At 56.1% G+C, this 25,583-nt stretch carries 19 protein-coding genes; 1 reads left to right on the forward strand and 18 read right to left on the reverse strand.

What is annotated here, in order from left to right:
* Window positions 1–55 precede the first annotated feature (55 nt).
* The 12 genes from GKN89_RS05020 to GKN89_RS05075 all read right to left on the reverse strand — a co-directional run bounded on the left by GKN89_RS05020 (window position 56) and on the right by GKN89_RS05075 (window position 17,199).
* Window positions 56–997, reverse strand: coding sequence for a fimbrial protein (locus tag GKN89_RS05020; RefSeq protein ID WP_025159868.1), 942 nt, complete (start codon window positions 995–997; stop codon window positions 56–58).
* 43 nt (window positions 998–1,040) lie between these two features.
* On the reverse strand, window positions 1,041–3,623 hold the full coding sequence (locus GKN89_RS05025; protein WP_154746456.1) for a fimbria/pilus outer membrane usher protein: 2,583 nt from the start codon (window positions 3,621–3,623) through the stop codon (window positions 1,041–1,043).
* A 55-nt stretch (window positions 3,624–3,678) separates the two neighbouring features.
* On the reverse strand, window positions 3,679–4,362 hold the full coding sequence (locus GKN89_RS05030) for a molecular chaperone (RefSeq protein ID WP_025159869.1): 684 nt from the start codon (window positions 4,360–4,362) through the stop codon (window positions 3,679–3,681).
* A gap of 56 nt (window positions 4,363–4,418) precedes the next feature.
* Complete coding sequence (locus GKN89_RS05035; protein WP_071532816.1) at window positions 4,419–4,958, reverse strand: fimbrial protein; 540 nt, start codon at window positions 4,956–4,958, stop codon at window positions 4,419–4,421.
* 657 nt (window positions 4,959–5,615) lie between these two features.
* Complete coding sequence (locus GKN89_RS05040; RefSeq protein WP_154746457.1) at window positions 5,616–7,115, reverse strand: PhoPQ-activated protein PqaA family protein; 1,500 nt, start codon at window positions 7,113–7,115, stop codon at window positions 5,616–5,618.
* Window positions 7,116–7,186: 71 nt separating this feature from the next.
* A complete protein-coding gene (locus GKN89_RS05045; protein ID WP_074053784.1) occupies window positions 7,187–7,585 on the reverse strand; it encodes a hypothetical protein in 399 nt (132 codons plus the stop codon).
* 78 nt (window positions 7,586–7,663) lie between these two features.
* On the reverse strand, window positions 7,664–7,897 hold the full coding sequence (locus GKN89_RS05050; RefSeq protein WP_019453441.1) for a hypothetical protein: 234 nt from the start codon (window positions 7,895–7,897) through the stop codon (window positions 7,664–7,666).
* Window positions 7,898–8,003: 106 nt separating this feature from the next.
* The gene (locus GKN89_RS05055; RefSeq protein WP_154746458.1) at window positions 8,004–8,831 is read right to left on the reverse strand and encodes an HAD family hydrolase; all 828 of its coding nucleotides are present in this window, start codon (window positions 8,829–8,831) and stop codon (window positions 8,004–8,006) included.
* Window position 8,832: 1 nt separating this feature from the next.
* A complete protein-coding gene (locus tag GKN89_RS05060) occupies window positions 8,833–14,619 on the reverse strand; it encodes a non-ribosomal peptide synthetase (RefSeq protein WP_154746459.1) in 5,787 nt (1,928 codons plus the stop codon).
* 34 nt (window positions 14,620–14,653) lie between these two features.
* Entirely contained in the window at window positions 14,654–15,523 is an 870-nt protein-coding gene (locus GKN89_RS05065) for a hypothetical protein (RefSeq protein WP_154746460.1), read from the reverse strand.
* A gap of 109 nt (window positions 15,524–15,632) precedes the next feature.
* Window positions 15,633–16,208 carry a LuxR family transcriptional regulator gene (locus GKN89_RS05070; protein WP_019453437.1) on the reverse strand — a complete coding sequence of 192 codons (576 nt, stop codon included), beginning with the start codon at window positions 16,206–16,208 and terminating at the stop codon, window positions 15,633–15,635.
* Between the two features lie 700 nt (window positions 16,209–16,908).
* Window positions 16,909–17,199: a hypothetical protein gene (locus tag GKN89_RS05075; protein WP_019453436.1), complete on the reverse strand. Its 291-nt coding sequence runs from the start codon at window positions 17,197–17,199 to the stop codon at window positions 16,909–16,911.
* 246 nt (window positions 17,200–17,445) lie between these two features.
* Here GKN89_RS05075 and GKN89_RS05080 point away from each other — a divergent pair, with 246 nt between their 5' ends.
* Window positions 17,446–17,673, forward strand: coding sequence for a hypothetical protein (locus GKN89_RS05080; RefSeq protein ID WP_019453435.1), 228 nt, complete (start codon window positions 17,446–17,448; stop codon window positions 17,671–17,673).
* Between the two features lie 266 nt (window positions 17,674–17,939).
* On the opposite strand, the gene GKN89_RS05085 is transcribed toward GKN89_RS05080, so the two are convergent.
* The 6 genes from GKN89_RS05085 to GKN89_RS05110 are packed head-to-tail and all read right to left on the reverse strand — an operon-like array spanning window position 17,940 to window position 25,583.
* The gene (locus GKN89_RS05085) at window positions 17,940–18,293 is read right to left on the reverse strand and encodes a DUF6277 family protein (RefSeq protein WP_004935323.1); all 354 of its coding nucleotides are present in this window, start codon (window positions 18,291–18,293) and stop codon (window positions 17,940–17,942) included.
* A gap of 25 nt (window positions 18,294–18,318) precedes the next feature.
* Window positions 18,319–21,798 (reverse strand): type VI secretion system membrane subunit TssM, encoded by a 3,480-nt coding sequence (gene tssM / locus GKN89_RS05090; RefSeq protein WP_025159872.1) that lies wholly within the window; start codon window positions 21,796–21,798, stop codon window positions 18,319–18,321.
* 35 nt (window positions 21,799–21,833) lie between these two features.
* Complete coding sequence (gene icmH, locus GKN89_RS05095; RefSeq protein WP_019456424.1) at window positions 21,834–23,345, reverse strand: type IVB secretion system protein IcmH/DotU; 1,512 nt, start codon at window positions 23,343–23,345, stop codon at window positions 21,834–21,836.
* The gene (gene tssK / locus GKN89_RS05100) at window positions 23,342–24,700 is read right to left on the reverse strand and encodes a type VI secretion system baseplate subunit TssK (protein WP_019456423.1); all 1,359 of its coding nucleotides are present in this window, start codon (window positions 24,698–24,700) and stop codon (window positions 23,342–23,344) included. The genes icmH and tssK overlap by 4 nt, the downstream gene beginning before the upstream one ends.
* 1 nt (window position 24,701) lies before the next feature.
* Window positions 24,702–25,208: a type VI secretion lipoprotein TssJ gene (locus GKN89_RS05105; protein WP_019456422.1), complete on the reverse strand. Its 507-nt coding sequence runs from the start codon at window positions 25,206–25,208 to the stop codon at window positions 24,702–24,704.
* A 9-nt stretch (window positions 25,209–25,217) separates the two neighbouring features.
* Window positions 25,218–25,583: a PAAR-like domain-containing protein gene (locus GKN89_RS05110; RefSeq protein ID WP_025159873.1), complete on the reverse strand. Its 366-nt coding sequence runs from the start codon at window positions 25,581–25,583 to the stop codon at window positions 25,218–25,220.

Below are 25,583 nucleotides of genomic sequence, written 5' to 3' on the forward strand. Positions count from 1 at the left end.
GATGCCACCAATAATGTCGCGGGAAAAAACGACATTATATTTTGATGAGGCTCCCTTAATTCTGCGTAATCGTGAATGTCATCACCGCATCGGCCTGTCCGGGGCTAATGTCTCCCGTTTGCTTATATCGCGCCATTAAGGGAATTCTGATCTCTTTTTCTGCAGCGGTGTGATAGTTAATCGGCCGGGAAAAAGCGATCGGATTACGGTTCTCGTCCAAGACTTCTACAGCAACGCCCTTTGCCGCATCGGAGCCGTCGGCAATATCGATCATGCCTACGCCCGGAGAACTTCCCGCCGCTTCAAACGTCACCTGCACCGGAATATTGTCTTCCTGGCATTGCAAGACCACGAAGAAGTTGCGTTCCGAAGAAACCGCGCTGCTGCCGACCCCGTTAAACTCGCTGCGTTTTGGGCTGCCTAAATTCACCGTCTGATTTTTATAATTCAAATCAACCAGGCAACTTTTCTGAATGACCTTCATGCCGGAAATGCTCAAATCCAATACCGAGGTCGAGTCCAGATAATATCTGGCGATAATCTTCCCCCCCATATCGCCGCCGGTTTTTATCGGGCCGGTTTTGATGAACGTCAGCCTGACATCGTTGCGGTTGATCCACGGCGTCAGCAGATTGGGCGAAATCGCCGTATTGAAAGGCACGTTCTTATTGCTCTGCCACAGGTCTGAAATCGTCACCCCTACGCCGTCAATGCCCGTTTCAAACACGCCGGGCAGCGCACTCGGCGTCAGCGGCGACATGGAGCGATAGGCGACCGAGCCCGAACAAAGAAAAGAAAACGTGGTGCCGCTGATGCTGTTTTCCGTACGAACAGCCAACTGCTCGCCGATTTCAATACGCGGATCCACGGCCAGGGTCAGCAACCCCATGCGGATGGTTTTTGCATTTGTGCTACAGGTGCCGGCATAGGCCAACGTCGTTAGCGTTGCCAGCCACAGCAGGGCGCCGTAACGGAATATCCTGAGAAAAACGTTCATTTTCACTCTCACTTAACAAGTCATGATGGATACCGAGCGAGACTTATTGGCAAACTCCATTGAGGGTTTGGATCCCTGCTGCGGGTTTCTCCGCCGGCAGTTGATAACTGATGCGGCATTGATGCTCGGCATTTCTCCCCCACTGCACGATGAGCCGGCCTTGCTCCGCCATGCCGGACAGATAAACCAACCCATCGCCGCCAATCAGGAACGGCTGCGCCGAATGCCCGGCATCGCGTACGCTGGCGCCCAGAGGGAGAGGAACCCCATGCGGATCCGTGACTCTCATCAAGATCCTGTTGCCGACGTTAGCCTTGAAGTTCGCCCGGCTCACCGCACCGCGGGTCGGAATGACCGACTGATTGGTCAACGCCAGATCGACATCATCCGGTAAACTTTCCACATCAAGACGAATCGAGTTGTTGCGATAAGGCGTGGCGTAAGGAACGATAGCGTAGCCGCGCCAGTCGGTTTTCACCCCGACCTGGTTGCCGACCGCCACATCGCTGGCGCCGGCCGCCGTCACCAGCGCCGCCGTCTCGCCAAAAGGCTGGCCAAAGGTGACGCCGTCTTCGTGAGCGATCACCCCGCCTTTCACCCCATAGTTGACGCGCTGCTGGCTGCGATCGTAGGCGTACCCCGCGACGACTTCGCCGTAAGTCGCGCGCCAGTCAAGATTCGCATTGCCGCTGTTGCCCTGGCCCTGATTGCCATACCCTTCCTGCACGCTCCAGTTGAGGTTATTGCCGGCCAGCGCCGTGCCGTTGAGCCCCGCCGTATGGCTGGTGTTGCCCTTTTGGCTGGTATTGAGGCTGTAAGTGGCGTAGGTATTGCTCAGCCATTTCTCCAATGGCACGCTGATATTGAAGGCAAACAGCTGGTCGCGATCGTAAATACGCCGCTGCCCTCGGTTTGAATCACCGTAAATAGCCTGAGAATTGCGGTTGTAGCTGTAGTTAAAGCCGTAGCTGATGCCATTCCAGCTATTGTTGTAACCCGCCCCCAGCGACTGCATGCTGCGCTCGGAGTTCCAGTAATCTTCGCTGACCGCGCTGAGTGACAGCGAACCGGCCCCCTGCCATAAATTCTGGCTGAGTGTAATCTCGGCGCGGTTCTTGCGGCGATCTATCGGGGCGTAGCGGTTGCCGCCGCGATAGGTATCCAGCACTTCCTGCAGCCCGTAATATCCGCTGGTCGAATAGCGATAGCCGGCAATGGCGAAGTTGGTGCCAGTTTCAACGATGTTTTTGCTGTAGCGCACGCGCCACGACTGGCCATCGCTTTTCGCTTGGTGTTCCTGTTTTGCCCAGGCCTGAGTCACGTCCACCGACAGGGCGCCGAACTCCCCCAGGTTTTTACCTGCTCCCAATGCCAGCGATTGGTACGGGCCGGCGAATTGTCCACCGCCATAGAGCGTGAAGCCGGCCGGCAAGCCATAAATCAGGCTGGCCTGCGTGAAGATCTTTTTCTCCACGCTGTGATCGTAGGTGCGGTATTGGCCCGACGTCAGCGAGTATTTCAGGCGTCCTTCGCGTTGCAATACCGGCAAGCTGGCAAAGGGAACGGTCATATGCTGTTCGCTGCCGTCCGCCTCTTTGATAGTCACGTCCAAATCGCCGCTGCCACCGGTCGGATACATGTCGGAAATCTCGAACGCACCCGGCGCGACGTAGCTCTGGTAGATGACATAGCCGTTTTGGCGAATCACCACTTGCGCGTTGCTGCGTGCGATGCCGCGCACCACCGGCGCATAGCCGCGCAGGCTTTCCGGCAACATATCGTCATCGGACGCCAACTGCGCACCGCGAAACGACACGCTGTCGAACACATCGGACGGGCTGCTGCTTTCACCGAGCGTCAGCAAACTCTTCAGCCTGATGATATTGCGCTGGGCGTAGGTATAGACAGTATCCCAGCGATCTTCAGACGGCTGCCCTCCGCCGCCGCTGTTGTAGCTCCAGGTGGTATAATTTCGCACCCGCCAGGCGCCCAGATTGAAGCCTGGCCGCAGGTTGAGGTAGTAGCTGCTGGCGCTCTGGGTAAAACGATCGCGCCCCTTGCTGTTGCTGCCGGTGAAGCCATAGTTGAGCAGCATCGCCGGCATCCCTTCGTCCCACAGTTCGGGCGGCACATAGCCGCGTATCCGATTTTCCAACGCCGCCTGGGGAATGCTCAGCATCAACCGCTGGCGGTTAAATTGAAATTGCGCCGTGGCCTGCGGAATAGCGGCCAAATTCACGCACTCTTCAGCGCGGTTCAACGCGGGAAATCGCTCGACTTTCACGCCGAGCCGCTGCAGATCCTCCTTCGTCAGGCAAGGCTGCAAACCCGCTTTATCGTCGCCGCCGGGCTTGATGACAAAACGAACTTCACGCGTCTCCATCAGCATGTCATTCACCCAAATATCCACCCGGTAGTTGCCGGGCACCTGGTTGCCGTTTTCAAAAACCGACAGGTCGATATGCTGTTGGCCCGAACGCCCCGTTTCCAGCAACGCCGGATTAAAGTAGTCACGAGAAAAGGCAGGATTGGCCATATTGCCGCATACCGCCGTGGTTGCCGTGAATAAGACTATGCGTTTCAGCCAAGCATCCCGCTTCGCTAACATACGCTTGTGCGTTATCATTCATTAGCTCCATTATTGAATTTGTTATTTCCTGCTGTGGCCCTTCCCCAGGCGGTTAAATACCTGACTGATGCTCCTTACCGGTGCCGCCATAGTCATTAATTAATTTCCAGCTGACCGACGATGCGCCGGAAACCGGCACTGAAAACATTTCGCTGCTCATCGGCGCGATATAGGTCACCTCTTTCATTTCACGCCCACCGATGCGAACATAATGAAAGTTCATATAATAAGGCGTAGGATTGGTCAGTTTTAATTCCTTGCCGACGCGTTGCCACGTCAACTGTTGAGCCACATCCTCGGGAACCTGTTTGAGCAACGCCGCGGGGCGATAAATAAGTTTGATGCGCGTTTTCACCGCGATCTGCAACGTGTTAGATTTGGCCGTATGTTCTGTCGAAGGAATGGATTTTATATTCATCCAATACAGGCTCTCTTTATCCTTCGGCAAGTCATCGCCAACACGCACGATGCGCAACATATTCTCCTGGTGACCATCCAGGCGGAATAAAGGCGGCGTAATGATAAATGCAATCTTATCGACGCCGCTCTGTTGATTATCCAACCAGGACTGAATCAAATAAGGCTCGCTGTCCGGGTTATCGACGCTGATTGACGCCTCTTTTTTTTCGCCGTTGAAAATCACTCGCGTTCCGCCGACAACCACACCGGCCTGAGCCGTGGAAAAAAACAATAAGAAAACGAAGCCCGCCAGGGCACTGCAGCGACTAAACCGCATAATATTATCTCCGAGGCAATACGGCCCGCTGGAAACCAGCGGGCAAGAAAATATTATCAGTTGTAATTCAGCGTGAAGGTGGCGACACCGTTGGCTTTACCGGCAGTCACATCCGCAAGCGTAGAAATATAACGCGCGGTAAAATCAAGGTTGTTTTTCACGCCGCTGCCGGAGGCCAGTGGATAGGCCGTTGAGGCGGTGTAAAGCGGAAGAACATTGTTAGAAATATCAGACAGCTGGATGCCAACGCCCGTGGCGACATCCGTTTCCTGGGTCAGCTGCAATACGTTGCTGTCGCCATTGTCGGCCGCACCGTCGAACTTAACGGTAGCGCTTTTCACCGTATCAGGACAATCCGTCACTTCCAGCGTAAATTTAGTCGCCGAGGACGTGGATCCCTTGCCACCCGCAAATGCCGTTCGAGCCACGTCGCCCAGAACAACATTTAATGGATTACTCAAGTCATTTGTGACCTTGCATGCGGCATCAACAATATTCCCGGTAAAATTAACCTGCCCGTCTGCCGCCAGGGCCGGTAGAGCACTCGAAAAAGTCGCCGCAACCAATGCCAACACAATCACTTTTTTTTCCATCATGGGTACTTCTCCTTTTGATTGGATAAACTGCAAAATATCCCCATCACGGCTACCCCGTGACAAGGAGAATAGGAGCTCCGCCCCTTTCACAGTTAATTATGCTTGGCTTTCCCTCTTTAGCAATACATAAAATCAATGTAAGAATGAGAAAAGATAATTACCCCAAATCGAATTAGCATCATTCTTATTTTTATTTTAAAAAAACCAAAAAAACGATGTTTCTCGACTCATTCACCTGAGCGAACAGAGAACTATTTTCGCCCGACCTTCACGCTATCGCACAAGCTAATCCACTCATTTCCACCTCAGCCAACAGGCGAAATAATAGGTACCGTCATAAAAAGTAAAAATATCCCAAGCAGGCCAGATGCCAGCGGAATTGATATCTTGCAAAGGGGGATCACGCTTCGGCGACAGAGCAAATTTCGGGAGCAGAAAAGCAAAGATAAGAAGATGTGGTGCCATGAGAACGGGCATTTACCGGCACTTCATAAAATAGAAAAACGCTGACGATAAAATCAGCGCAATAATGATGCAAACAGAAGGCACCGGCAATAGAAAACGGTTCCCCTCTGATGTGGGCTAATTAAGCGGCATATCCGCACGTTCCAGGCTCAACGCATAATATGCCCCTCTCCACCTTATTTTTTAGCGTGATTAGTCGTCATGGCGATAATCCTCGCCGAGCCCTCTGCCCGGTAAGGTTTCACACGCCAGGCCATCGCCTGCCGGCGCGGCGATCGGATAGCGATCGTCAGGCGTGATAAATACCGGCGATGTCGCGATATAGCCATCGCTGAACTCGGCTTCGATAAAGGTGGCCGCCCATCCCTGCGCAGGGGTGACCAGCCGAAATTCGCCGCGGTTCTCCCCCGCTGCCGCCAGCGGCGCCGAAGTAAAACGCACCCCGCACGAGTAACGAAAATCGCGGGCCGCGCGGTTATGCGCCGTCCAACGCGACACCCTGACCGGCGGTTCGGAAAAGCGCAGCGTGCGCAATGCAGCCTCTGAGGCGCTGCTCTGTACCTCGATCGTCGGTAACGCAATATCACGCTGTCGACGATTCACCAGAGCCAGAACAGCGCGTTCGGCGGCCTGCCGGCTTACCGCGCGATCGCCGTCGGCGATGGCTCGCAGCGAGATTTCCCCCGGCAGTTTATGCAAATAAAATCGCGTGCTGTCGGGCGGATAACGCTCGTCGCCGCCGGCGATGATGAGGTACTTCGGCACCGGCGGCCGCTCGCGCCCAACCGGCAAGGGGTATGCGGTGGGATCCTCAATTTGCATCAGCTTGTCAAACGCCGGGGTCTCTATGCGCCGATCGATGCCAAGTTGATAATAAGGATGGAACGCCAAAGGCCAACGCCCGCCATACGTGCGATAGGTATGCTTCATCACTTGCCGCGCCGCGATCCCATCAGGGAAAATGGCAACCACAGCATCGATGCGTTGATCTGAACGCGCCGCCAGCATGGCCGCGGTTCCTCCGTCAGCCACGCCCGCGACGATAAATTTGTCGATCCCCCATTGGTGCAACTCGCGCTGCGCCAGCGTCATGGCTTGCGATAGCGCCGCCGTCATCGGGATATGCAGCGGCATCATCAAATATTCATCCGCATCGTCCAGGAACAATCGCCACCCTCTGGCTCGGCTCTCCTCTCCTGAACGGCGGCGCCCCTCATTTTGGTATTCCAGGTACGGGTAAGGCAGCCGATTGACCACCACCACCACCGTTTTGCTCTGCGCCGCCAACGCCTCGGCGGAAAACGCCGCTTTCTGATTGCCTGTCGCTTTCGGTCCGGCAGCGCTGCACGCACAGTCATCGTCCATCACCAGCAGCGCTTTGCGGGTGAGAGCGCCGTTGGGAATATAAATGTCCACGTCGTGCCACCATTGCGTCGGCCGGATGGCGTCTTGCGGCGACCAGGATTGCGACATCAGCCGATAATGACGAATTTCCGTGTCATGACCGCTATCCACGCTTTTTAATGAAAATGACAGAGGCAGCGTGGCCAATTGCTGGTTATAGCAAGGTATGACCGTCTGTAGCGATGGGGACTCACCCGCAAAGCAGATGTCTTCCTCGTTGGCCGCAGCATACCGACAGACAGCCAGCGCCAGCCAAACCAAGATCATGTAAGCGGATATTTTTAACATGTTTCCCTCACGATGGTTGACGTTGCTTCGCCCCTCCAGGCTGGCGAAGCGGCAAACAGGCATCAGCGGCCTCATGAAGCACGATGAAATAATATCGGATAGCCGAAGCTGTCCTTTTCGAACGCCACGTCTTTCTCGTTTTCTCCCAACAGCACGCTGTAAATGCTGTTTTCCTGATAACGACTCATGGCGACGTAGAGCACCACCTCGCGATGATCCGTCAAGGTGAACTGCCTGCTCCTGGCATTGATTTCCAACGTAAACGCCACCACGGGATTGTTGTTTAAGAATACCGAGGTCTGTCTCATGGAGACGATTCTGGCCTGCGCTTTCTCCGCGACCTGAAAGGGAGTGGCGTCACTGGGGTAGCGGATATCCATCTTCTTTTGGATATAGATGACGTTAAACACCGCCAATGCCACCGCCACAAAAAGGTTGATTACCATAATCAGCATGATTTTATTCGCCATTCATCCTCCCGCCCCGTTCTCTATGCCGCGCTCGCGGTTGATTTAAAAGTGCCCTTGCGGGCACTTTTCATTAGAGGCTTAAGAGGATTTGCGGCCGAACAACTGCGAGAACGCGCTAATCCCGGCATCGATGACGGCGCCAATACCTTCACCGAGTTTTGCACCGGCGTTTGCCGCATCCGCATGGATACCGAAAAGACCGGTGCCGGCATCCACGATGGCACCAATACCGGTACCCAGGATTTTGCCGGCGTCGGAAGCGATGCCCGCACCGGAAACCGCCATGACTTCTGCTTCAGTCAGTTCTTTCATACTTGCTCCTTTGCATTAATCGAAAGTGTTCCGTTTTAAGAAAATGAGACCCTCACTGTCTGTTCACCTCCTTTTTTCCGCCAATAAAACGCACCCGGTGAAAACGTCAGAACAGACCGAATTCACGACAGAGATAATCTGCGACGCCATTGCGACTGTTGGGCAGCGCAACCGGATTCAACGGCAGAGCGTGTTTCAATTCGCTCATGGCATTGCCCATCACCACGCCCGTCCCGGCCCAGCGCAGCATATCCAGATCGTTCATGGCATCGCCGAAAGACAGGCAATCGCGCATCGCTATCTGTTTGGAATTCAAATAGTCGGCCACGCTTCTGGCCTTGGAAACATGCTTATCCATGATGTCTATCGTTTCCGTGGAGGACTTACAGATGGACAGCGTTTTTCCAAACGCCAGACTGACCTCGTCGAACAGCGCCTCAATCTGCGCCGCATCGCCATGCACCAGCACTTTTAATATCTGCTGCCGCTTCATGGCCGCAGGCTCGACATAGCGGCAGGCGACGCCCGACGTTTTGACATAGTCAGAAAAAAGCGGGTTCTCTTCGGCCATCATCCACCCCTCCCGGGTGAACAGGGTCACGTGGAACGAGCTGGCGAATAAAAAGTCAATCAACCCCGCTTGCAGCTCCACCGGCAAAAAATAGTTTTTATCCGCCACCGTCTGCCCTTCGATGTTGACCATCGCGCCGTTGCAGGAAACAATCACCGGCGAGAACCCCAACCCGTCCACGATCCCACGCGCATCGGCATCGCAGCGCCCCGTCGCGATGACGATTTCCAGCCCCCGGCGGTGTAAAATATTGAGCGTTTCCACCGTCAGATCGGATAAATTTCCCGAAGGATCGAGCAAAGTGCCGTCAAGATCGCTCACGATCGCCCGGTATTTAATTTTGCCGTCGATGGCCAGCCACATATCATGCCTCCTCAGCCTGGATAATCCCGTCCTCAGCGCTGATGTCGCTGTCGGGCGGAAGATTGGCGATTGCGAGCGCGATAATCAGAAAACGTCGGCCTAATTCGTCGATGGTTTCCCGAGCGATCTCGTGGGAATCATAAAACAGTGAAATGGCGAGCCGTTCCGCCTCGGGGAACAGACACAGCACCGTTTGGTGATTGCTGCCGCTGACGATGTCCATCACGCGACAGTGAAACGGCAGCCGCGGATCCAACGCCGGTTTCGGCATGTTTTCAAACACGAACAGGCTGCCGAACGGCGAGGTAGGCACCCAATTCTCGTCGTAACGATTCAGTTCGGAAAAGGCGTACTTCTGCCTGAAAGTTTGTGAATCCGCGATGTCATCCAGCAGTGCATAAATCGGCCGTTGACGGATTGCCTGCAGCCGCAGCACCGGGCTCGCGACGCACAGGCCAAACAGCGTCTGCACCTGCTCAATGTCGGCAGGGCGCTCGCTCATGGTCGTGCCGATCGCGATGTCATCGCAAGCCAACGCTTCGGCCAGCGCCAGCATCCAGGCCAGCTGCGTCAGCTGGTTGACGGTGATCCCCTGTCGCCGACAAAATGCGGTGAGGCGCGCCATCTGCGCGCTGGAGAATTCATCGCAATGCTGACGCATCCGGCGCCCCTGCGGCGCGATAGCCGGTGCGGCAGCCAACGGCAAGCGTTGATTGACCGGTGCACCCTGCAGATAGTCCGCCCAGAAGGCCCGCGCTTCGGGGTCATTGCCGTGCGTTCGCACATAGGCGGCAAAAGGTTCGAAGCGGTTAATCTCCAGCGTCGGCACCCTGCCCGCCAATAGGGCGAGGTAATCGTTGAACCACTGGCCGAACAACACCCCCAGCGACCAGCCGTCAAACAAAATATGGTTAAAGGTCTGCACCAGATAATGCTCATCCGCGTTCAGCCTGATGAGGCGCCAGCGAATCAACGGCGGCGCATCCAGTTCAAACGACGTTTCCCTCTCCCGGGTCAACAGCGCCTCCATCCTTTCTTCCAGAGAGGACGGTGATGCATCCGACCAATCGTCCATCGCGATCGGCGCCTGCAACGTTTCGCAGATGAAGACGTTGGGCCGGCCGCGGCGGGTTTGATCGCCAAACCCGGCACGCAGCATTTCAAACCGCTGCAGCGCCAGCGCCCACGCCTGATTCAGCACCTCCGGCTGCAACGGGCCCGAGATTTCATAAACCGCCTGATCAATCTGATACTCGCGGTTGAGCCGGTTGAAATACATCAGCTCCCGCTGGGTCACCGTGGCTTCGAAAACGGCGGCGAGGCGATGCTTCTGCTGCCAGCGATCCAGTTCGGCGAGGCTGACGTCGGCATGGGGGAAGTCCCCAGGGCTGGCGAGGCAAACGCCGTTACTCGCCTCGTGGCAACAGTGCTCGACCAGCGCCGACAGGCTGTCGACATAGTGCGAGCCGATCCGCGACAGCGTTTCATGCGGCAGCAAACCCGACATGACGATGCTCAACCGATCGTCGTGAACATAAAGCACCAGATCCAATACGTTGCCGCTCACCGGCATCGCGCCATTTTCCAAATCCGCCGTTTGGTCGATCAATGCCCATAACGCGTCGTCGGCCTGCTCGTTGAACACCCCGAGATAATTGAATGAAATGGCCGGCAGGCGGTGCCGCCGCAGGCAAGCCAGCGCCTCATCGCCCGACGCTGAAGCGTATTTCAGCGCCGAGTAACCGATGCCGTGATCGGGCATCTTTCGCAACGTGTCCTTGATGGCGCGCAACGTGGTTTTTTGGCACTCGTGCGCGGTGATGCGCAACGGCGCCAGGGCGGTGAACCAGCCGACGGTGCCCTCAAGCCGGACCCTATCGTCATTGATATCGCGGCCATGGTGTTCCAGCGTGAGGTAACTGTCCGCGCTGCCGTGCCAAGCCTGCAGCACCGGCGCCAGAGCCGCTAACAGCACTTCGCGGATCGAGGTGTTGTAGGCCTGATGGCAAGTGTCCACCAGCAGCGTTGTCAACGCCGCGTCGCACTCGAATCGGCAAAATTCGGGGGGCTGCGCCGCGCTGCCGAGCCGGGCATAATCGGGCTGCCCGGCGATCATCGCCAGCCAGTAAGCGCATTGGTCTTTCTGCGTTGCCGCGTATTGCCGTAACCGCTCTCCCCATTGGCGGTAGCTGGTGCCTTTTGCCGACAGCGATTCCCCCAGGTGCAACCGCTGCATGTCGCTGACGATGATGCGCCAGGACACCACATCGACGATCAGATGATGAAACGCGCAGAACATCAGGGCATAGCCGGGCGCGCTGCTGTCAAAGATATAAACGAAACGGCACATCGGCCCTTCTGCCGGATCAAACCCCGATTGCCATTGCCGCAGCAGCTCGGCGCGGCTTTGACGACACAGCGCCAGGTCATAGTAGCCCCATGAAGGGCCGCCATCGGCCGCCGAAAGGTAGCGCTGCGACACGATGACGCCGTTGTCATCGACGCTAAAACGCGCGCGCAACATGTCATGCTGCTCCGCCAGCGCGGCCACCAGATCGGCGACCTGCTCGGCGGACATCGACGGTACCCGCACCAAAAATGTCTGGTTGAAGAAGGCGTCGCGCTTCGGTGCCAGCTCACTGTACCAACGCTGAATCGGCTGCAGTTCGAATTCGCCCTGCAGCTCGCCTTGTTCGTCTAGCGTCGTCACCGCATCTTGCTGCCGCAGAATGCGCTTGGCCAGGGCCCGCGCATTTCTGGTTTCGAACACCGCGCGCGAGTTGCTGTGGTAACCCGACTTGCTCAATTCGCTGGTGAACACAATGCTTTGGATCGAATCGCCCCCCAACCGAAAGAAGTCGTCGTCGACCCCCACGGTCTCCACGCCGAGAATGCTCGACCACAGCGAGCAAATCAGCGCCTCCAGCGGGTTCTCCGGCGCGGCATAACGCTCGTTTTGCGCGAATTGCGGCGTGGGCAAGGCCGAGCGATCCAACTTGCCGTTAACCGTCAGTGGGATCTCCTCGATCTCGACATAGCTGGACGGCACCATATAATCCGGCAAATCGCGCTCGAGCCGTGAGCGGAACTCGGCAGGATCCAGAGCCACACCCCGCGTCATCAGCAAGTAGGCGGCAAGACGCTTGCTGTCCCGATGGACGACATCCACCACGACGCATTTCTCGACGCCCTCCAGGGCATTGATCGCGCTTTCTATCTCGCTGAGTTCAATCCTGAATCCGCGGATTTTCACCTGGCAATCATTTCTGCCGAGATATTCCAGATTACCGTCGCGCAGCCAACGCACCCGATCGCCGGTTTTATACAAGCGCCGGCCATTCAGTTCGATGAAACTCGTCTGGGTTTGTTGCGGCTGATTGAGATAGCCGCGCGCCAGCGCCGAACCGCCGATATACAGCTCGCCGGCCAAGCCCGGCGGCAACGGCTGCAGCCAGCGATCCAGCACATAAAGCTCGCGCCCCGGTATCGCTCTGCCGATGGGAATACTGCTGCGGGTTTCGTCCGCCGCGATGGCATACAGGGTGGTGAACGTGGTGCATTCGGTTGGGCCGTAGCCGTTGATGACCTGCTGTGGTCGGTTGGTTTGCCGCACCAGGCGCTGCATCAGCGTGGCGGTCAGCGCCTCTCCGCCCACCAGCAAACAGCGCAGCCCGGAAAACAGGTCGGCATTGCTGAGATAAAGGTGATCGAACAGGCTGCGCGTCGCCCAGAGAATCGACACCTGTTGCCGACGCAACAAGGCCTCCAGCTGCGGCACATCCCCGGCGATATCCTCCGTATCACGGATGACCACCAGTTTGGCGCCGTTGAGCAATGCGCCCCACACTTCGAACGTCGCCGCGTCAAACGCGGGGCTGGACAGGAACAACAACACATCTTCGGGCGTAATCGCGATGCCGGACGCGGTCGCCAATTGGCACATCGCATGTTGTTCGAGCATCACGCCTTTCGGCGTTCCCGTCGAACCCGAGGTATAAATGACAGCGCCAAGCCGTTCGGCGGCGGTGATAACCGGCAGGTTATGCCGTTCATGCGGCAGGCGGCTCAGGTCGCCCAATGTCAGCACGGACGGGGGATGCGGCAGCATCGCGGCCAACGCCTGCGCCGAGGTCTGCATAGTTTGCCCGGCGATGAGCAACGCCGAGCGGGTTTCCTCAAGAATATGCCGAATGCGCGCCTGAGGATAATGGCAAGAGATCGGCACGTAGGCCGCGCCGGTTTTCAGCACCGCCAGCAGCGCCACGACCATTTCCAGGCTTTTCTCGCTGTACAGGGCGATCGGCGTGTCCGCCTGGGGCGCGGCCCCGGTCAGCGACGTATAGCGAAGCACGATTTCTCTCGCCAGGCTATTCGCCAGGCCGTTCAACTCACGGTAACTGACGCGCAGCCCCTCATACTCCAGCGCGATATTTTCCGGATACCGCTGCGCGATCGCTTCAAAGCGGGCACTGAGGGTTTCCCTCGGTTGCACGGGGCTTTCGTCATTCTGCGGCAACCGCTCGGCGGCGGGATAGCAGGCGATGTGGCTTAAAGGGGCATCAGGTGCGCTCATCGCCTGTTGCATCAGGCGAATAAAATGCGCCGCGCAGTCACGCATCTCTTCCTCGTCAAACAGGCCCTGGCGAAAGCGCAAACGAAACTGCAACGCGTCGCCATCGGCCCGATCCTCGTACTCCAGAGAGAGCGTCGCACTGGCCATATCATGGTTGGCTTCGAATAGCGGCGAGGTGACGCAATCGGCCAGCGACAATGCCTCGTCGCGCAAGTTGGTCTGGGCGAAGGAAATCGGCAATGAGCGAATACCCAACGCTCGCACCACCTCTTGCGTGGGCAGCTGATTAAATCGATGGCGCGATTGCGGCGCCGCGGCGGTAATAAATGCCAAAGCGCGTCGATAAACATCGGAAAAACCCGCGCCATCGCGTAAAGAAACGGGGAGCACGCTGGTGTTCACATGCCCACCGAGCGCAAATTTTTGCCCCTTCTTTATCGACACCGGATAGCTGATATAGACAGTTTCCTGATTGCCGCTGCGCGCCATCAAGATCCCCCACAACACCAGCAGCGCCAGAAAGTCATTAATTCGCCGTATCCCCGAGGCCTGTTTCAGCGCTTTCCATTGCGCTTTGGGAAATTGGAAACGCAACTCGCCCGCTTCATCCACGCGCCCGGCGCCGCTTCGCTCAAACGGCACCTCAAGCGTGCTCAAATTGGCCGCTTCGGCATGCCAGTGCGCCAGCGCCCCTGCGGAGGCCAGTTGTTCCACCTCCCGGTGCAATTGCCGGTTAATGACGGCGATCTCGGCCGCTTCTATGCGCGTCGCCAGCCGCTGTTGGCGATAGTACTGGCTTACCAATGAGAAAAACTCGTCGGAAGACGCGCCGTCAATCACCAGATGGTGGCCGACCAACGCCAGGGTATAGCGCCCTTCTCCCTCGGCGAAGAGCGCCCAACGATAAAGAGGCCCGCGATAAATATCGAAAGGCTGGCGAATCACTTGCGTCAACAGCGTGCGGTCCGTGTAATGCTGCAGAGGATAGATTGCGTCATTGCGACGCCAATACAGCTCGCCATCCTGTTCATGAATATGGCTGTTCAGCAATACATGATCTTGCACCAACGCATTCAGCGCGGCTTGCAATCTGATGGGATCCAGCGCGCCCTCAATACGCTGCAGCACCAATACGTTGTAGTTGCAGCCCTCTGGATGGCGGTCATATTCATCGATAAAAACGTTTGAATAGGGTGATACAGGAATCTCTTCCATGACAAACACTCCATTTAAAATACACGTGCCCTGCTTAACGGCGATCCATGCGGCATACCCAAACGTCTTTCGGCATCAGCTCGCTTATCTTTTGTGAGTAATAGCCGATCAACATGTTGATGCGCTTTTCTGAAATCACCTCCGCCGCCTGAGCGCAAACCGACTTATAAAAAGCGATGGGCACCATCACTTTGCAACGGCTATGCAGGTGCCGACAAACCCCGATCGCCCAGGAAAAGCACTCCCTGGAAGGATTGGAAATATCCAATAGTTCGGCGCACTCGCCAGAACATCCGATCACGGCGTAAAGGCTCCCTTTATTTATATAATGAATTTTATGATACAGGGGATGCTTTTCAATATACTCAAATGCGTGATGATCCTTTTCCCGCCCTAAATTATTGATAAAGTTTGCCTGTTGAGCGAACCCACCCTCAGCGAAACGAAAGGCCATAAATTTGTCAGGCTTTAAGGTTAATTCGACATAGGGATAGATTTGCGTATTAGACGTTAAATACTTTCTAAAAATCTTTTCATAAACCCGGATCTTACGGTCATCGGAAAAGCAGATATCCGCCGCCACATCCGACCGCCTGGCCTGCAGGAAAAAGTCTTTCAATACGGTGGAGGATTTTACCTGATGATGGATCCCAAGATCGCCAAGCATATTGACATTGAAAGAAACGCCATTGATTTTAAAGGGATAAAGGCTGGATACGAACATCCCGAGGTAGCGTTCCTGCTCCTTGTAGAATATGCCAGTTTTTTCCATTGGGGCCCCACAATGCGGATCGAGCAGATGCTTCCAGTGCAGGAAACGCTCCCCGCCCAAATCTCTGCCGTAAAGCTCTTGCAATAATTTGAAATGATTATGGGAAACCGTTTCCCTCACGAAATCAGCCATGTTTTATCTCCCTATAAAACCTATTCCATGCCAGGAGGCAATCAATGAACGATTGCCACCCCGCTCCGGTATAAAATACGGAATCAGACTGTCTCTTCCCTCGATCCTATTAACAAGAGTCGCTGTGCATTTTTAACCAGCGCAAGAATTCAATATTATTATCGATGTTTAGTTTTCTCATCGCTGAGCGCTTATGGATGCTGACCGTTTTCGGGCTGATGCCGAGCAACATCGCCGTTTGATTTTGCGAATATCCCAGGTGAATCAGGCGGCACACTTTTCCCTCGCTAAAGGTCAGTTGGGTACGGCAACGTGGGCAATAGCTTGAAACTAAACTGTTTTTCTTGCGATAGCTCAACATGACCTTATCCACGATCGCCGCCACGCCGTCTTTGCGCGTAATGCTTCCGGCCTCTAAATTGCAATGAATTTTCGGAAAAATCGTTTTATGCTCCAATATTGAAAAATAGAGCGGAATAGAAGAAAAATTGCCCTGCAAAAGCTGGGTATGGCAAAAGTTGATAGACACCCGTTTATCCGGCGCCCTGAATATAATGTTGGCCCTTTCCTCTCCCGTGATCCTGGCCTTGACACCATTCGTGAGAAAACCTTCTTGCAAGGCCAGACCTAACCCAAGCTTGAAAAATTGATTTTGATCGACGATAGCAATATTGACGCGCTCCATTAACAAACCTCCCTTTTGACTGCGCTTGCCCACTCTCCTTACTGCAATATGCTTGCTGTGATTATTTTTTATTTTTGAGATGCTTTTTAATAAAAAAGCGTTATATGCGATACGGAAACGTCTTCGCCTCGCAAAGGTGTATTTTATATATAACGATATAAGCTCATCAGCCCTGGAGAGCACGCAAAAGCAAGACGCGGGGAAACACCGCGTTTTACAAGGTAAAGGGTTACCGTAAGATATATTTATAGTGCATCATTGCCATCCGTGGTACGGTGCCAAGAATTTTCTCCGATAAGTTAATTTTACTCCAAGAGCGCAATATATCCAGATAAATATCGAAAAAAAACATAATATGGAACATAACGCCGTGCTGAATTGATTGTTAAGAGCATCCGATTATGTATTAGGATTTTACTTAGAAGAAAGGCGGGATAATGCTTTATCTCGAAGCGTGCCGTTCCCCTGGCAAGCCATATTAAAAAACTGTCTATAACCATATTAATCTTATTGTAAAAAAAATGCATAAAAAAAAGCTACACTTTACGGTTGCAAGTGACTGCAAAACTTTCATGGCGATTGATTGAGAAAAGATGAACTCATCGGCGGCCGGAGCAAGAACGTCCAGGCTGGGAAAGCGTTTTTACCGGCGTGACGCAGAGCAAACAGAGGTAATAAATAGTGTCGATCTGAGTAATTTTTATATTTTTTTTAATCGCGTCAGTTTTTTAGCCTCCAGACAGGCAATCAGCCCGAGGTGATCTTTTTTTAACTGTTTATGACTGCCAATGGGCAGAATGACTTTAACCGTTTGCAACTTACCGTGATTATTATAGATATCAAATACAATCACCGGCGGGCCATACCCCTGGATCATGCAGTCTAAAAACCGCAGAGCGGCGCACCCTAAGCGGCTTCTGGCCTCTACGACAATTTTTTCCGCAAGCTCATCATAGCGGAAAGGTCTTTCCGGCGTCGTCAATATCTTCATACGGTCTCCCTTCGGGTAGATGTCATTCAGATTTTTAAATAACAAGCGTTATTGCGCAGTGAACGCTGAGGGTAAATGCGATATGAAAAATCAGGATCCAATAACATATAATTTAACGATGCCAAATTAAAATAACAAACAACAGAATAGTATAAAAAATGACAACACTTTTGTTGAAAAAAAGACCTGATTTGCAATAATGAAATTGCCTGAAGTAAAGGGCTAACTGAAAAAGGAGTTTCAATCATGAAAGAACTATCCGCAATTGAAATTGAACAAGTTAACGGTGCTGGTTTTTTTGGTGACGTAGGTACACTGATTGGCAGTGCAGTGGGAACCGGTATTGATACCATTTCCGCGATTGCCGGTGTTAACCCTGATGCCAAAACCGTTGTCGGCACCATCGGTAAAGGTATTGGTCTGGCCGTCGATGCGCTGATTTCCAGCGGGTTGCAGATCATCTCGAAACTGTAATAAAAACTCATAATCATCCCTTACTATTTTTTTAATTCGTTTCATTTTAAGCACCTTTGCGGGTGCTTTTTTTTACATCAAAGAATCAAAAAATATAAAAGGTCAGAAAAACCATTATCCAGAAAAACAAGCTGGGTATCACCATGATGAAAAAACCCATGCGTTTATTGGCGTTTTTAAGCATCCAGTCATAGATCATCGCACCACTCCTTGTGAATACCAGGAGGCATTTCCACCTCCCGGTATTTTATCCATCGAGTTGTTGATTACAGTTTCGGCACTTTGGAAAAGAAGTCCGCCATTTCGTGCGGGAACCCTTTCGCAATCGCCGGACGAAGATCGTCCATGGAAACATTAAAATCTTTCGGCTGCTCGCCCGTTTGCATTTTTTGGTGTGCGTTCACATTCGATTGCAGACCATTAAAAATGCCCTTCATATTACCGAACATATCATCGCAAGATTTTGTCACGTTACTCATGACCGACTTGGCCGCGTCGGGCCCCGACATTTGAATATTGCTGACGCCTTGCATAAAGGGTTGGCTCAGCGACGATTGGGAGTTGGTGCCCAAATTGCCGCCGGCTTTCATGGTTTCTAAAATTTTGGCTGGATCTAACATGTTTATCACCTCGTTACGGTTGTGTTTACATCGCTTTCGGGCACGAGAATCCTCGCAACGCCCGTGACCAAAGTGGGAAATCTTTCATCGTCGAGCGCAACTCCAGTTTGAGCACGCCAACCACCGACGACATCGACATCGTCAGCTCTCGCCTGTCGCTGGCGAGCGGCACCGGATTGCTGGCGTCGAACATCCGGAATAAGGCCCAGGGCCCGTCGAAACTGGCGACCTGGATCTGGCCGGTGCCGGTGCGGAAGGTCAGTCGAACATAGCTACCGCCTTTCGGGCCCGGCCAATCGATGCGGGTAGGCTGGCTATAACCATGGCTGTAGTTAATCACCTGCCCATCGATGTCCAGGGTCGCTTCGGTGATGGTCGGGGTCAGAGACAGCGGTCTGATGAACATGGAGAATGAAAGTTTGTCGCCGGCGCTGAAGAAGGTATCGCGAATCAAGCGGGCATTTTCAAACGCGCCCAGCGTGCTCGCATTGACGATCCCCTCCGACCCCGGTTTGGCATTCCATTTCTGCGCGTTGACATCCACGTAAGCGGCCAGGTTTTCATCGAAGAACTGCTGCATTGCGCCGTTCTGCCCAAACATGCGCGAGAAGTCCTCGATGCCGACCTCCGCTCTGGCGTTGCGCGAGAACGGATAGCGCCCGCTGATGCTGCCCTTGCACAACCCGGAAGCCAGCGACGAAGCCCCTTTGCTCAGGTTCTTCTGGCTCTGCTGGATCGTTTGACTGTCCCCAACCTGCAACAGATCCATCATGACGCTGCGCACCGGTTCCGGCTGACGCGCCGCATCCAGCTGCAGCCGTTTCAGCGTGCCGCCGGCCGGTACCACCTGGCCACCGCGCAATGAGGTGGATAGCGTGGTCAACTGGCTGTACAGCGCTTCGAAACTGCGGCTCAGCGGATCGTTGCTGGCATTGGTGGTCTGCAACAGCTGATACCCCAAGCGGCGAAGCAACTCGAAACGATCTTCCACCGCGCGTTCCGGCGTAAGACGAAAACGCGCACGTTCGCCGGAGATCTCGCCGAGGATGTCACGCCGTTGCTGTTCGAGGCGATTGCGTTGGCGATCGAACCAGCTCGCCGCATCGCCCTGGTTGGTGCCGGTCATGCTGGTTTCACGCGCGGCGAAACGCACCAGGTTGGCCAACGGAGACGAAGGATCGGACAGCTGACGCGCCAATATCGCCGCATCCTCCAGCCCGTTGACCGGCCGGGCGCGCACGTCGCGCATGAACGCATCCCATTTGTCCGCGTATTCGATGAGATAAAGCTTTCTCGCTTCATCAGCCAACTTTTGTGCGGAGGCCAATGAGTTCACTTTGTTTTTGCCTTCCGGGCTGTCGCGCAGCACCCAGGACTCTTCTTCGATCATATCCCTGGCGGCGTCATCGAGCTGCGCCAGGAAGACATCGCGGTAGCTGGCGCGGGTATAGAACCCCGGCACGGCGGTATCGGTCACCGTCGCCTGGCTCTTGCGGCGCAGCATCAAGGACACGTTCGGCCCGGCGGCGTCGGCCAGCGAAATGTCGTTGATCGCCGCCGGCAGCGGTTTCTCTTCGATGCGGCGCACCACCCGCACCTGCATCGGAATATTCATCGCTTTCACCCGCGCCAGGCGCAGCAAGTCGCCGTTCATTTTCATGACCGGCGCATTCGGCAGGGAAAACATTTCCCTCAGGTGGTAAGCGAAGATGCCTTTGTTCATGTCGGTGTAACCTTGCGGCATGAAGCTATCCCAACGCGTCATGAACCAGTCGACCAGCGCCTCGGCGGAACGGTGCGAAGGCTCGCCCATCATCAGATACACTTTCAGCGTGCCGTAGACGTCCTTGTTGGACGCCGATACGTCATTCTTGAGTTCGTCCGCGATATAGTTTTCCACCGCCGGCCAGAAGATCTGCAGCAAATGGCGCTGATAAGTCTTTTGCGCCGCGCTGTTGATCAGCTTGTGCTCGAAATAGGGATTCGGCACCGGTGAAACCTCACCGCCCAGCTGCGCGTTCATATAGCCCAACTGCTCATAGGCGGAAATGACATCGTCGCTGACGCGGTTAGTGACCGGTATTTCACGCACGATGCGCTTCGTTTCGTCAAAGCGCGCCGCAATGTAGGAGATGTAATCACTCTCCCACAGGTAACGCATCGCCAGCAGGTTAAAAGAGACCGCCAACAGAATGAGCACCAGCACATAGCGGCCCAGGGAGCTCATGCGGCTGCCGAGCGGCCTGGCGTGAGAAGACTGCTGCATCACCCCACGCTCTTGCCGGGCGTAATTCAGCTCCGGGTGATAAATGCGCCCGGTCGGGCGAGCTTCATAGATATCCGCCGCTTCCGCGTTGTAAATCGCGCCCTGCGGCGGCAGGGCGATGGTGCTGCCCAGCCAGACCTGCTGCAAATGGCAGGCGTAGCCCACCGGTGTTTGCGGGAAGATCTGCTCTAACAGGGAATACAGCGGGTTGCCCAGCGATCCCAGCGACTCGGTGAAGAACAGCAGCTGTTGGCGGTTTTGCCCATCCGGCGCATCGTGCAGCAGTTCGAGCACGTGATGGCTGACGCGCGCCACCATCTCCCGGTAGAGGGTTTCATACTGTTCGAAGGGCGTTTCGCCCTGGGCGGCGCGGTTCAGGCTGAACCCCATCCCGTTTTGCAGCAGATCGTCGCCCAGCATGGACAGGAAGGTCTCGCCGCCGACCAGCTGATCGAGGTGACTGATGGTGAGATAGACCGGCAGCTCGCTGCGGAACCACGAAGCCATTTCCAGCAGACGCACGCGCAGCGCGTCGGCGACCGACTTTCTTTCGGTCAGCGAAGCGTGCAGCAACCAACGCGCATCCAGACACAGCATGATGCCGTCGATGCCCGGATGGCGGCGGTGGCGCCTGATCAGCTTGAACAGAGTATCGCGCGCCCTGGCACCCTCATCGCCGAGGCCGTTCAGCTGCAGCCATTCACCGGAGGTGTCCACATACACCGAATTCTCCGCCAGCCACCAGTTGCAATCCTGGGTTGGCCCGACATCCACCGTCTGTTGCAGCCCATAGTGTTCGGCCAGCAAGAAGCGTTCGCCGCTTTCGCCGATCAACGAGGTTTTGCCGCTGCCCGGCGGCCCGATGACCAAAAACCAGGGTTTTTCGCTGATGTAACGGCGCGTCAGGCGGTACTTGAAGCGCTGCCAGGGGGTGCGCTGCTTCGACGTGCCGACGTACTGCAAGGTGCGCAAGGCGTCGTAAAAACGCGAGGTGACGCGATCTCGCTGCGCGGTTTTTCTTTTGGCCGGGGCGGGGGCCCGCGCGTGGCGGAACACCCAGGACAAAAACGTCGCCACGAACGGCCACAGCGCCCAGCACAGGATCAGAGCGATAATGATGCCTCTGACCCAGACCGACAGCAGCGGGCGGTAGGTGCCGATGGCGATCAGCGGCCCAATCCACCACACCACCGCACACAGCAGCAAGGCAATCACCAATATGAATGATCTACGTATCATATAATTTCCTTATTATCTCTACGCCGACGGATGTCTTAGTTATCCTCGGGGACCTCGGCGGCTACCCCTGCCTGATTCAACGTGGCAGACGGTGAAGCCATCTCCCTCTCGCCGATTTTCCAAAGGATGTCCACCCGGCGGTTGCGGCGGCGCCCTTCTTCCGTCGCGTTGTCGTCCAGCGGCTCCTGATCGCCCTTGCCGACCGATGTCACGGTGCGGTTGTATTTACTGTTGGCCAAGGATTCTCGCAGCTTGTCGGCCACCGTCTGCGCGCGAGCTTCCGAGAGTTTCAGGTTGGAGTTGTTGGAGGTGTTGCGATACGGTTTGTTGTCGGTATGCCCGATCACCTCCAGATCGCCCGGCCACGGCGCCAGCGCCTCCCCCAAACGCTCAATGTTGCGTTTCTTTTTAAACTCTTCCGACAGCTTCGACTGCCCGGTGGCGAAAGCGCCGTCGGAGGTGAAGATCAACAGCCAGCCGCGCGGATCGGCGCGCACCTCCAACCACCCTTCGCTGAGGATTTGCGGCAGCGGCTGCGGCAGCGTCTCCATGATGTTGATTTTGCGCGGCTGCGGTGGCGTCCAGGCCAGAATGGCGTTGCGCAGCGCGCGCGACTGATCGTGCAGATACCAGGCGGCCGAGGCGTACGCCAGCAGCGCTATCGCCAGGCCGTAGCACAGCAGCTTGAGCGGCGTGATGCGGGTGGCCTTGCGCACCACGCTGCTCGGTTCGGCATCGGCCAGCGTCTGCGTCGGGTTCTGGCTGTACAGATAACCGTCAAGACGGTTGCGCACGTCGGCCAGCAGCACCGCGCCGCGCTCCATCACGTGGTATTGCCCTTCGAAGCCCAGCGACAGGATCAGATCGTAGAACGCCAGGATCTCCTTATTGCGCGGCGAGGCGGCCAGATACTCTTGCAGGTGCTCGAAGCACTTTTCCCCGCCCCAGGCGTCGCGATAAAACTCCACCAGCAGGCTGAGATTCAGTTCGCCCGACTCCAGCGTGCCCATGCAGCACTCGTCCACGTAGGAGCACAGCAGATAGGCCAGCTTGTCGACATCGCTCGGCGCGACGTGATCCGCCAACAGCGTCTGCTGGAACTGTTGGATCTCGCGCACGATCTGCGCGCGCACCGCGCCCGGATTCAGCTGTTTCTGATCGCGTACCCGCTCCACCTGCAGCAAGACCGGAATGGCGGCGGCGATCAGTGGATTGTCCCAGTGGCCCATCATCACCCCGGGCTTGCTCAGCGCGGCGCGGCCAAACAAGCCGTTCGAGGCCGTCGCCGTGTCCCCCTGGCGGTCGCCAGGGGCGGGATCGCTGTTTTCCGGCGCGGCGCTTTCCGCTTCATAAGGCTTGGGTTCGGTGGGCGCCGCCACCCCGGCGCTCCCCGGCCGCAGCTTGGCGGCCAACGCCCGCGCGCCGAAGGACAGCGCGGCGATTTCCGCCGTCGTTTTGCCTACCGTGCCGGACGCGGGGAGGCGCGGCGTCGCGTTGTTGCGCGTTACCGCCATCGCCTCGCGTATTTTTCTCTCGAATTCGTTCATCCCACCCTCCCTTGCCTTAATCCCCAGACGTCAAAGCGCAAGTCCGGGAAATCCCCCACGATGCTGAGCGCCATCGCCGAGCCGCCCATCATCTCCTTGTAAATCGGGTCAGCATGATCAACCTCGAAATAGATGCTGTTCGGGTAATACGGTATGTGCCGCGGCGGCGAAGCCATAGGCAGCAAGCGAGCGCCCGGTAATTGAAGATCGATCAGCTGAATGATTTTCTCGACCGGCCCCAGTTTGACCTGCGCGGGGAAATACGAGCGCAGATGCTCGATGGACAACCCGCAGCTGACGGCAAACACCAGTTTTTCCAGACGCAGCTGCGAGTCGTTCGGGCACAGATAAATGCTGTCGCCGCGATCGATAAACGGCAGCGCCACCGCCGGCGCTTCGATCACCAGCGACAGCGCGCGACGGATCGAGGCGAACAGCTGGAAATAGCAGTTGTGCGGCTCATCGTGCAGATACACCAAATCGGCGCGATCCCAGAGACGTTCGCCGCCGGGAATGATGCTGAGCCGCCCCAACAGGCTCAGCAGCGTGTCGAACAGGGTTTCAGGGTGCACCTGCGGGCTGGCCAACAGTTGGCTGATGCGCAAATTGAACTCGCTCAAGGTTTGCAGCAACAGCAACTCCAGCAGCTCGGAAAGCCCGCCGATCGTCATGTGCACGTCCGGACGGAAGACCGATTCCAGACGTTGGCTGATCAGCCCAAGCAGTTCGGTGGTGAACGCGGGCAGCCAGCCGATGGCGCGGAAATCCAGCATCGGCGGCAAGGCGCGCTCATCCAGCAGCACCCGACGATCGCTGGTGAGCTCGCGCACGAAGCCGACCGGCAAAACGCTTTCCGCGCTGCTGACCGCATCCTCCAGGCTTAGCCGCGTCACCAGGCTCCCCAGCTGCATCGTGCATACGCGCGGTGTCCCTTCCAGACTGACGCCGTGGTTGCGATCCGGCACATCGGCGTCCATGGTGCGAAAGCGGCTGCTTTTCCGCTCATCCTGGATAAGATCGATCTGGGCATTGCCGGCAATGTCCATCAGCACGGACAGGCACACCACTTTCCCCTGGCAGCCTTCTCCCAGCACCAGCGGCGGCGGCAGCGGAATATCCTCAGGCATGCTGAACGCCGTGCCGTCGGGGAAAACGCCCTTGGCTTTCTTCAGCGCAAACTTGCCCTGCTCCAATAGCCCGTTGTCGATCTCCAGCGCCAGGAACCCCCAGGTGAAGGTTTCGACGCTGCGCAAGCGCGCTTCAATCAAGTGCTCGAAAAAACGTTCCTGCTGCTGGAAATGCTGCGGTTCCATCAACATGCCTTCTACCCAGGCGACGCGTTGTTTAGGTAACATGTCATTCATCCATTTTGTCGTTAGTCACTATGCTGAGTGACGTCATCCCCACCATCACCTTCATTTGCGAATCAGCCTGCGCGGGGGACTTTTTCTCGGCGAGCGGCAAGACGCCGCTGATTTGCTGAAATTCCGCCCCGACGACGACCCACCGCTCTTGCCCTGCCGGCACCTCGAAGCGATAACGCAGCGTTTCCCTCGGTTGCAAAATGCTCTGGTGCCGGCTCAGCGCCCCTTCCGACGGCGCCGTCTCGCGGCAAGGGGCGCCATCGCCAATCCCTTCGGGCATCCACCCCGAGCGATTGGTTTCTATGACGCACACCTTGACCGGCTGCGCCTCCCCGGCCGCATTCGGGTTCACGTTGTCGTTGGCGGTCACTTCGACGTCGATAAACCGCAACCGACGCCCCGCATCCGCCGCTTCGTCGTGAGAAAACCAGCTGCATCCGCTCAGCGTCCCCACCGCCAACAGAGCCCCTGCCGCGATCCCCCGGAGCGTTTTCACCATGCTGAACTCCTATGCATTAACGAAACATTTGGTCTGGCTGGGCGCGACCTGAGTAGCGACCATGTTGTTGTTGTTCGTCGTGCTGGAATCACCTAATCGCGTGACCGGCATGCCGCCGGAGAAATACTTGCCCGATCCCTGCACCGGCTGCGCCTGGGCCGAATGCGTTCCCGAGGCGGCGCCGATCACCCCGCCCGAATCGATGGTGGCCACGCGAATGGTGCCGAGGTTCTGTTCATTGCCGCCGCAAATGAAATAGTTAGGCACGTTCGGTATGCCGGTGTTGTTGGGCGAAGTATTCGGACCCGGCGCCGGTATCATCGGGTCACAGCCGGCCAAGCCGATCCCGCCCATGTTGGTATTGGCTGCAGTCAT

It is taken from the genome of Serratia sp. YC16 (genome assembly GCF_009707615.1).
Classification (GTDB): Bacteria; Pseudomonadota; Gammaproteobacteria; order Enterobacterales; family Enterobacteriaceae; genus Serratia; species Serratia surfactantfaciens.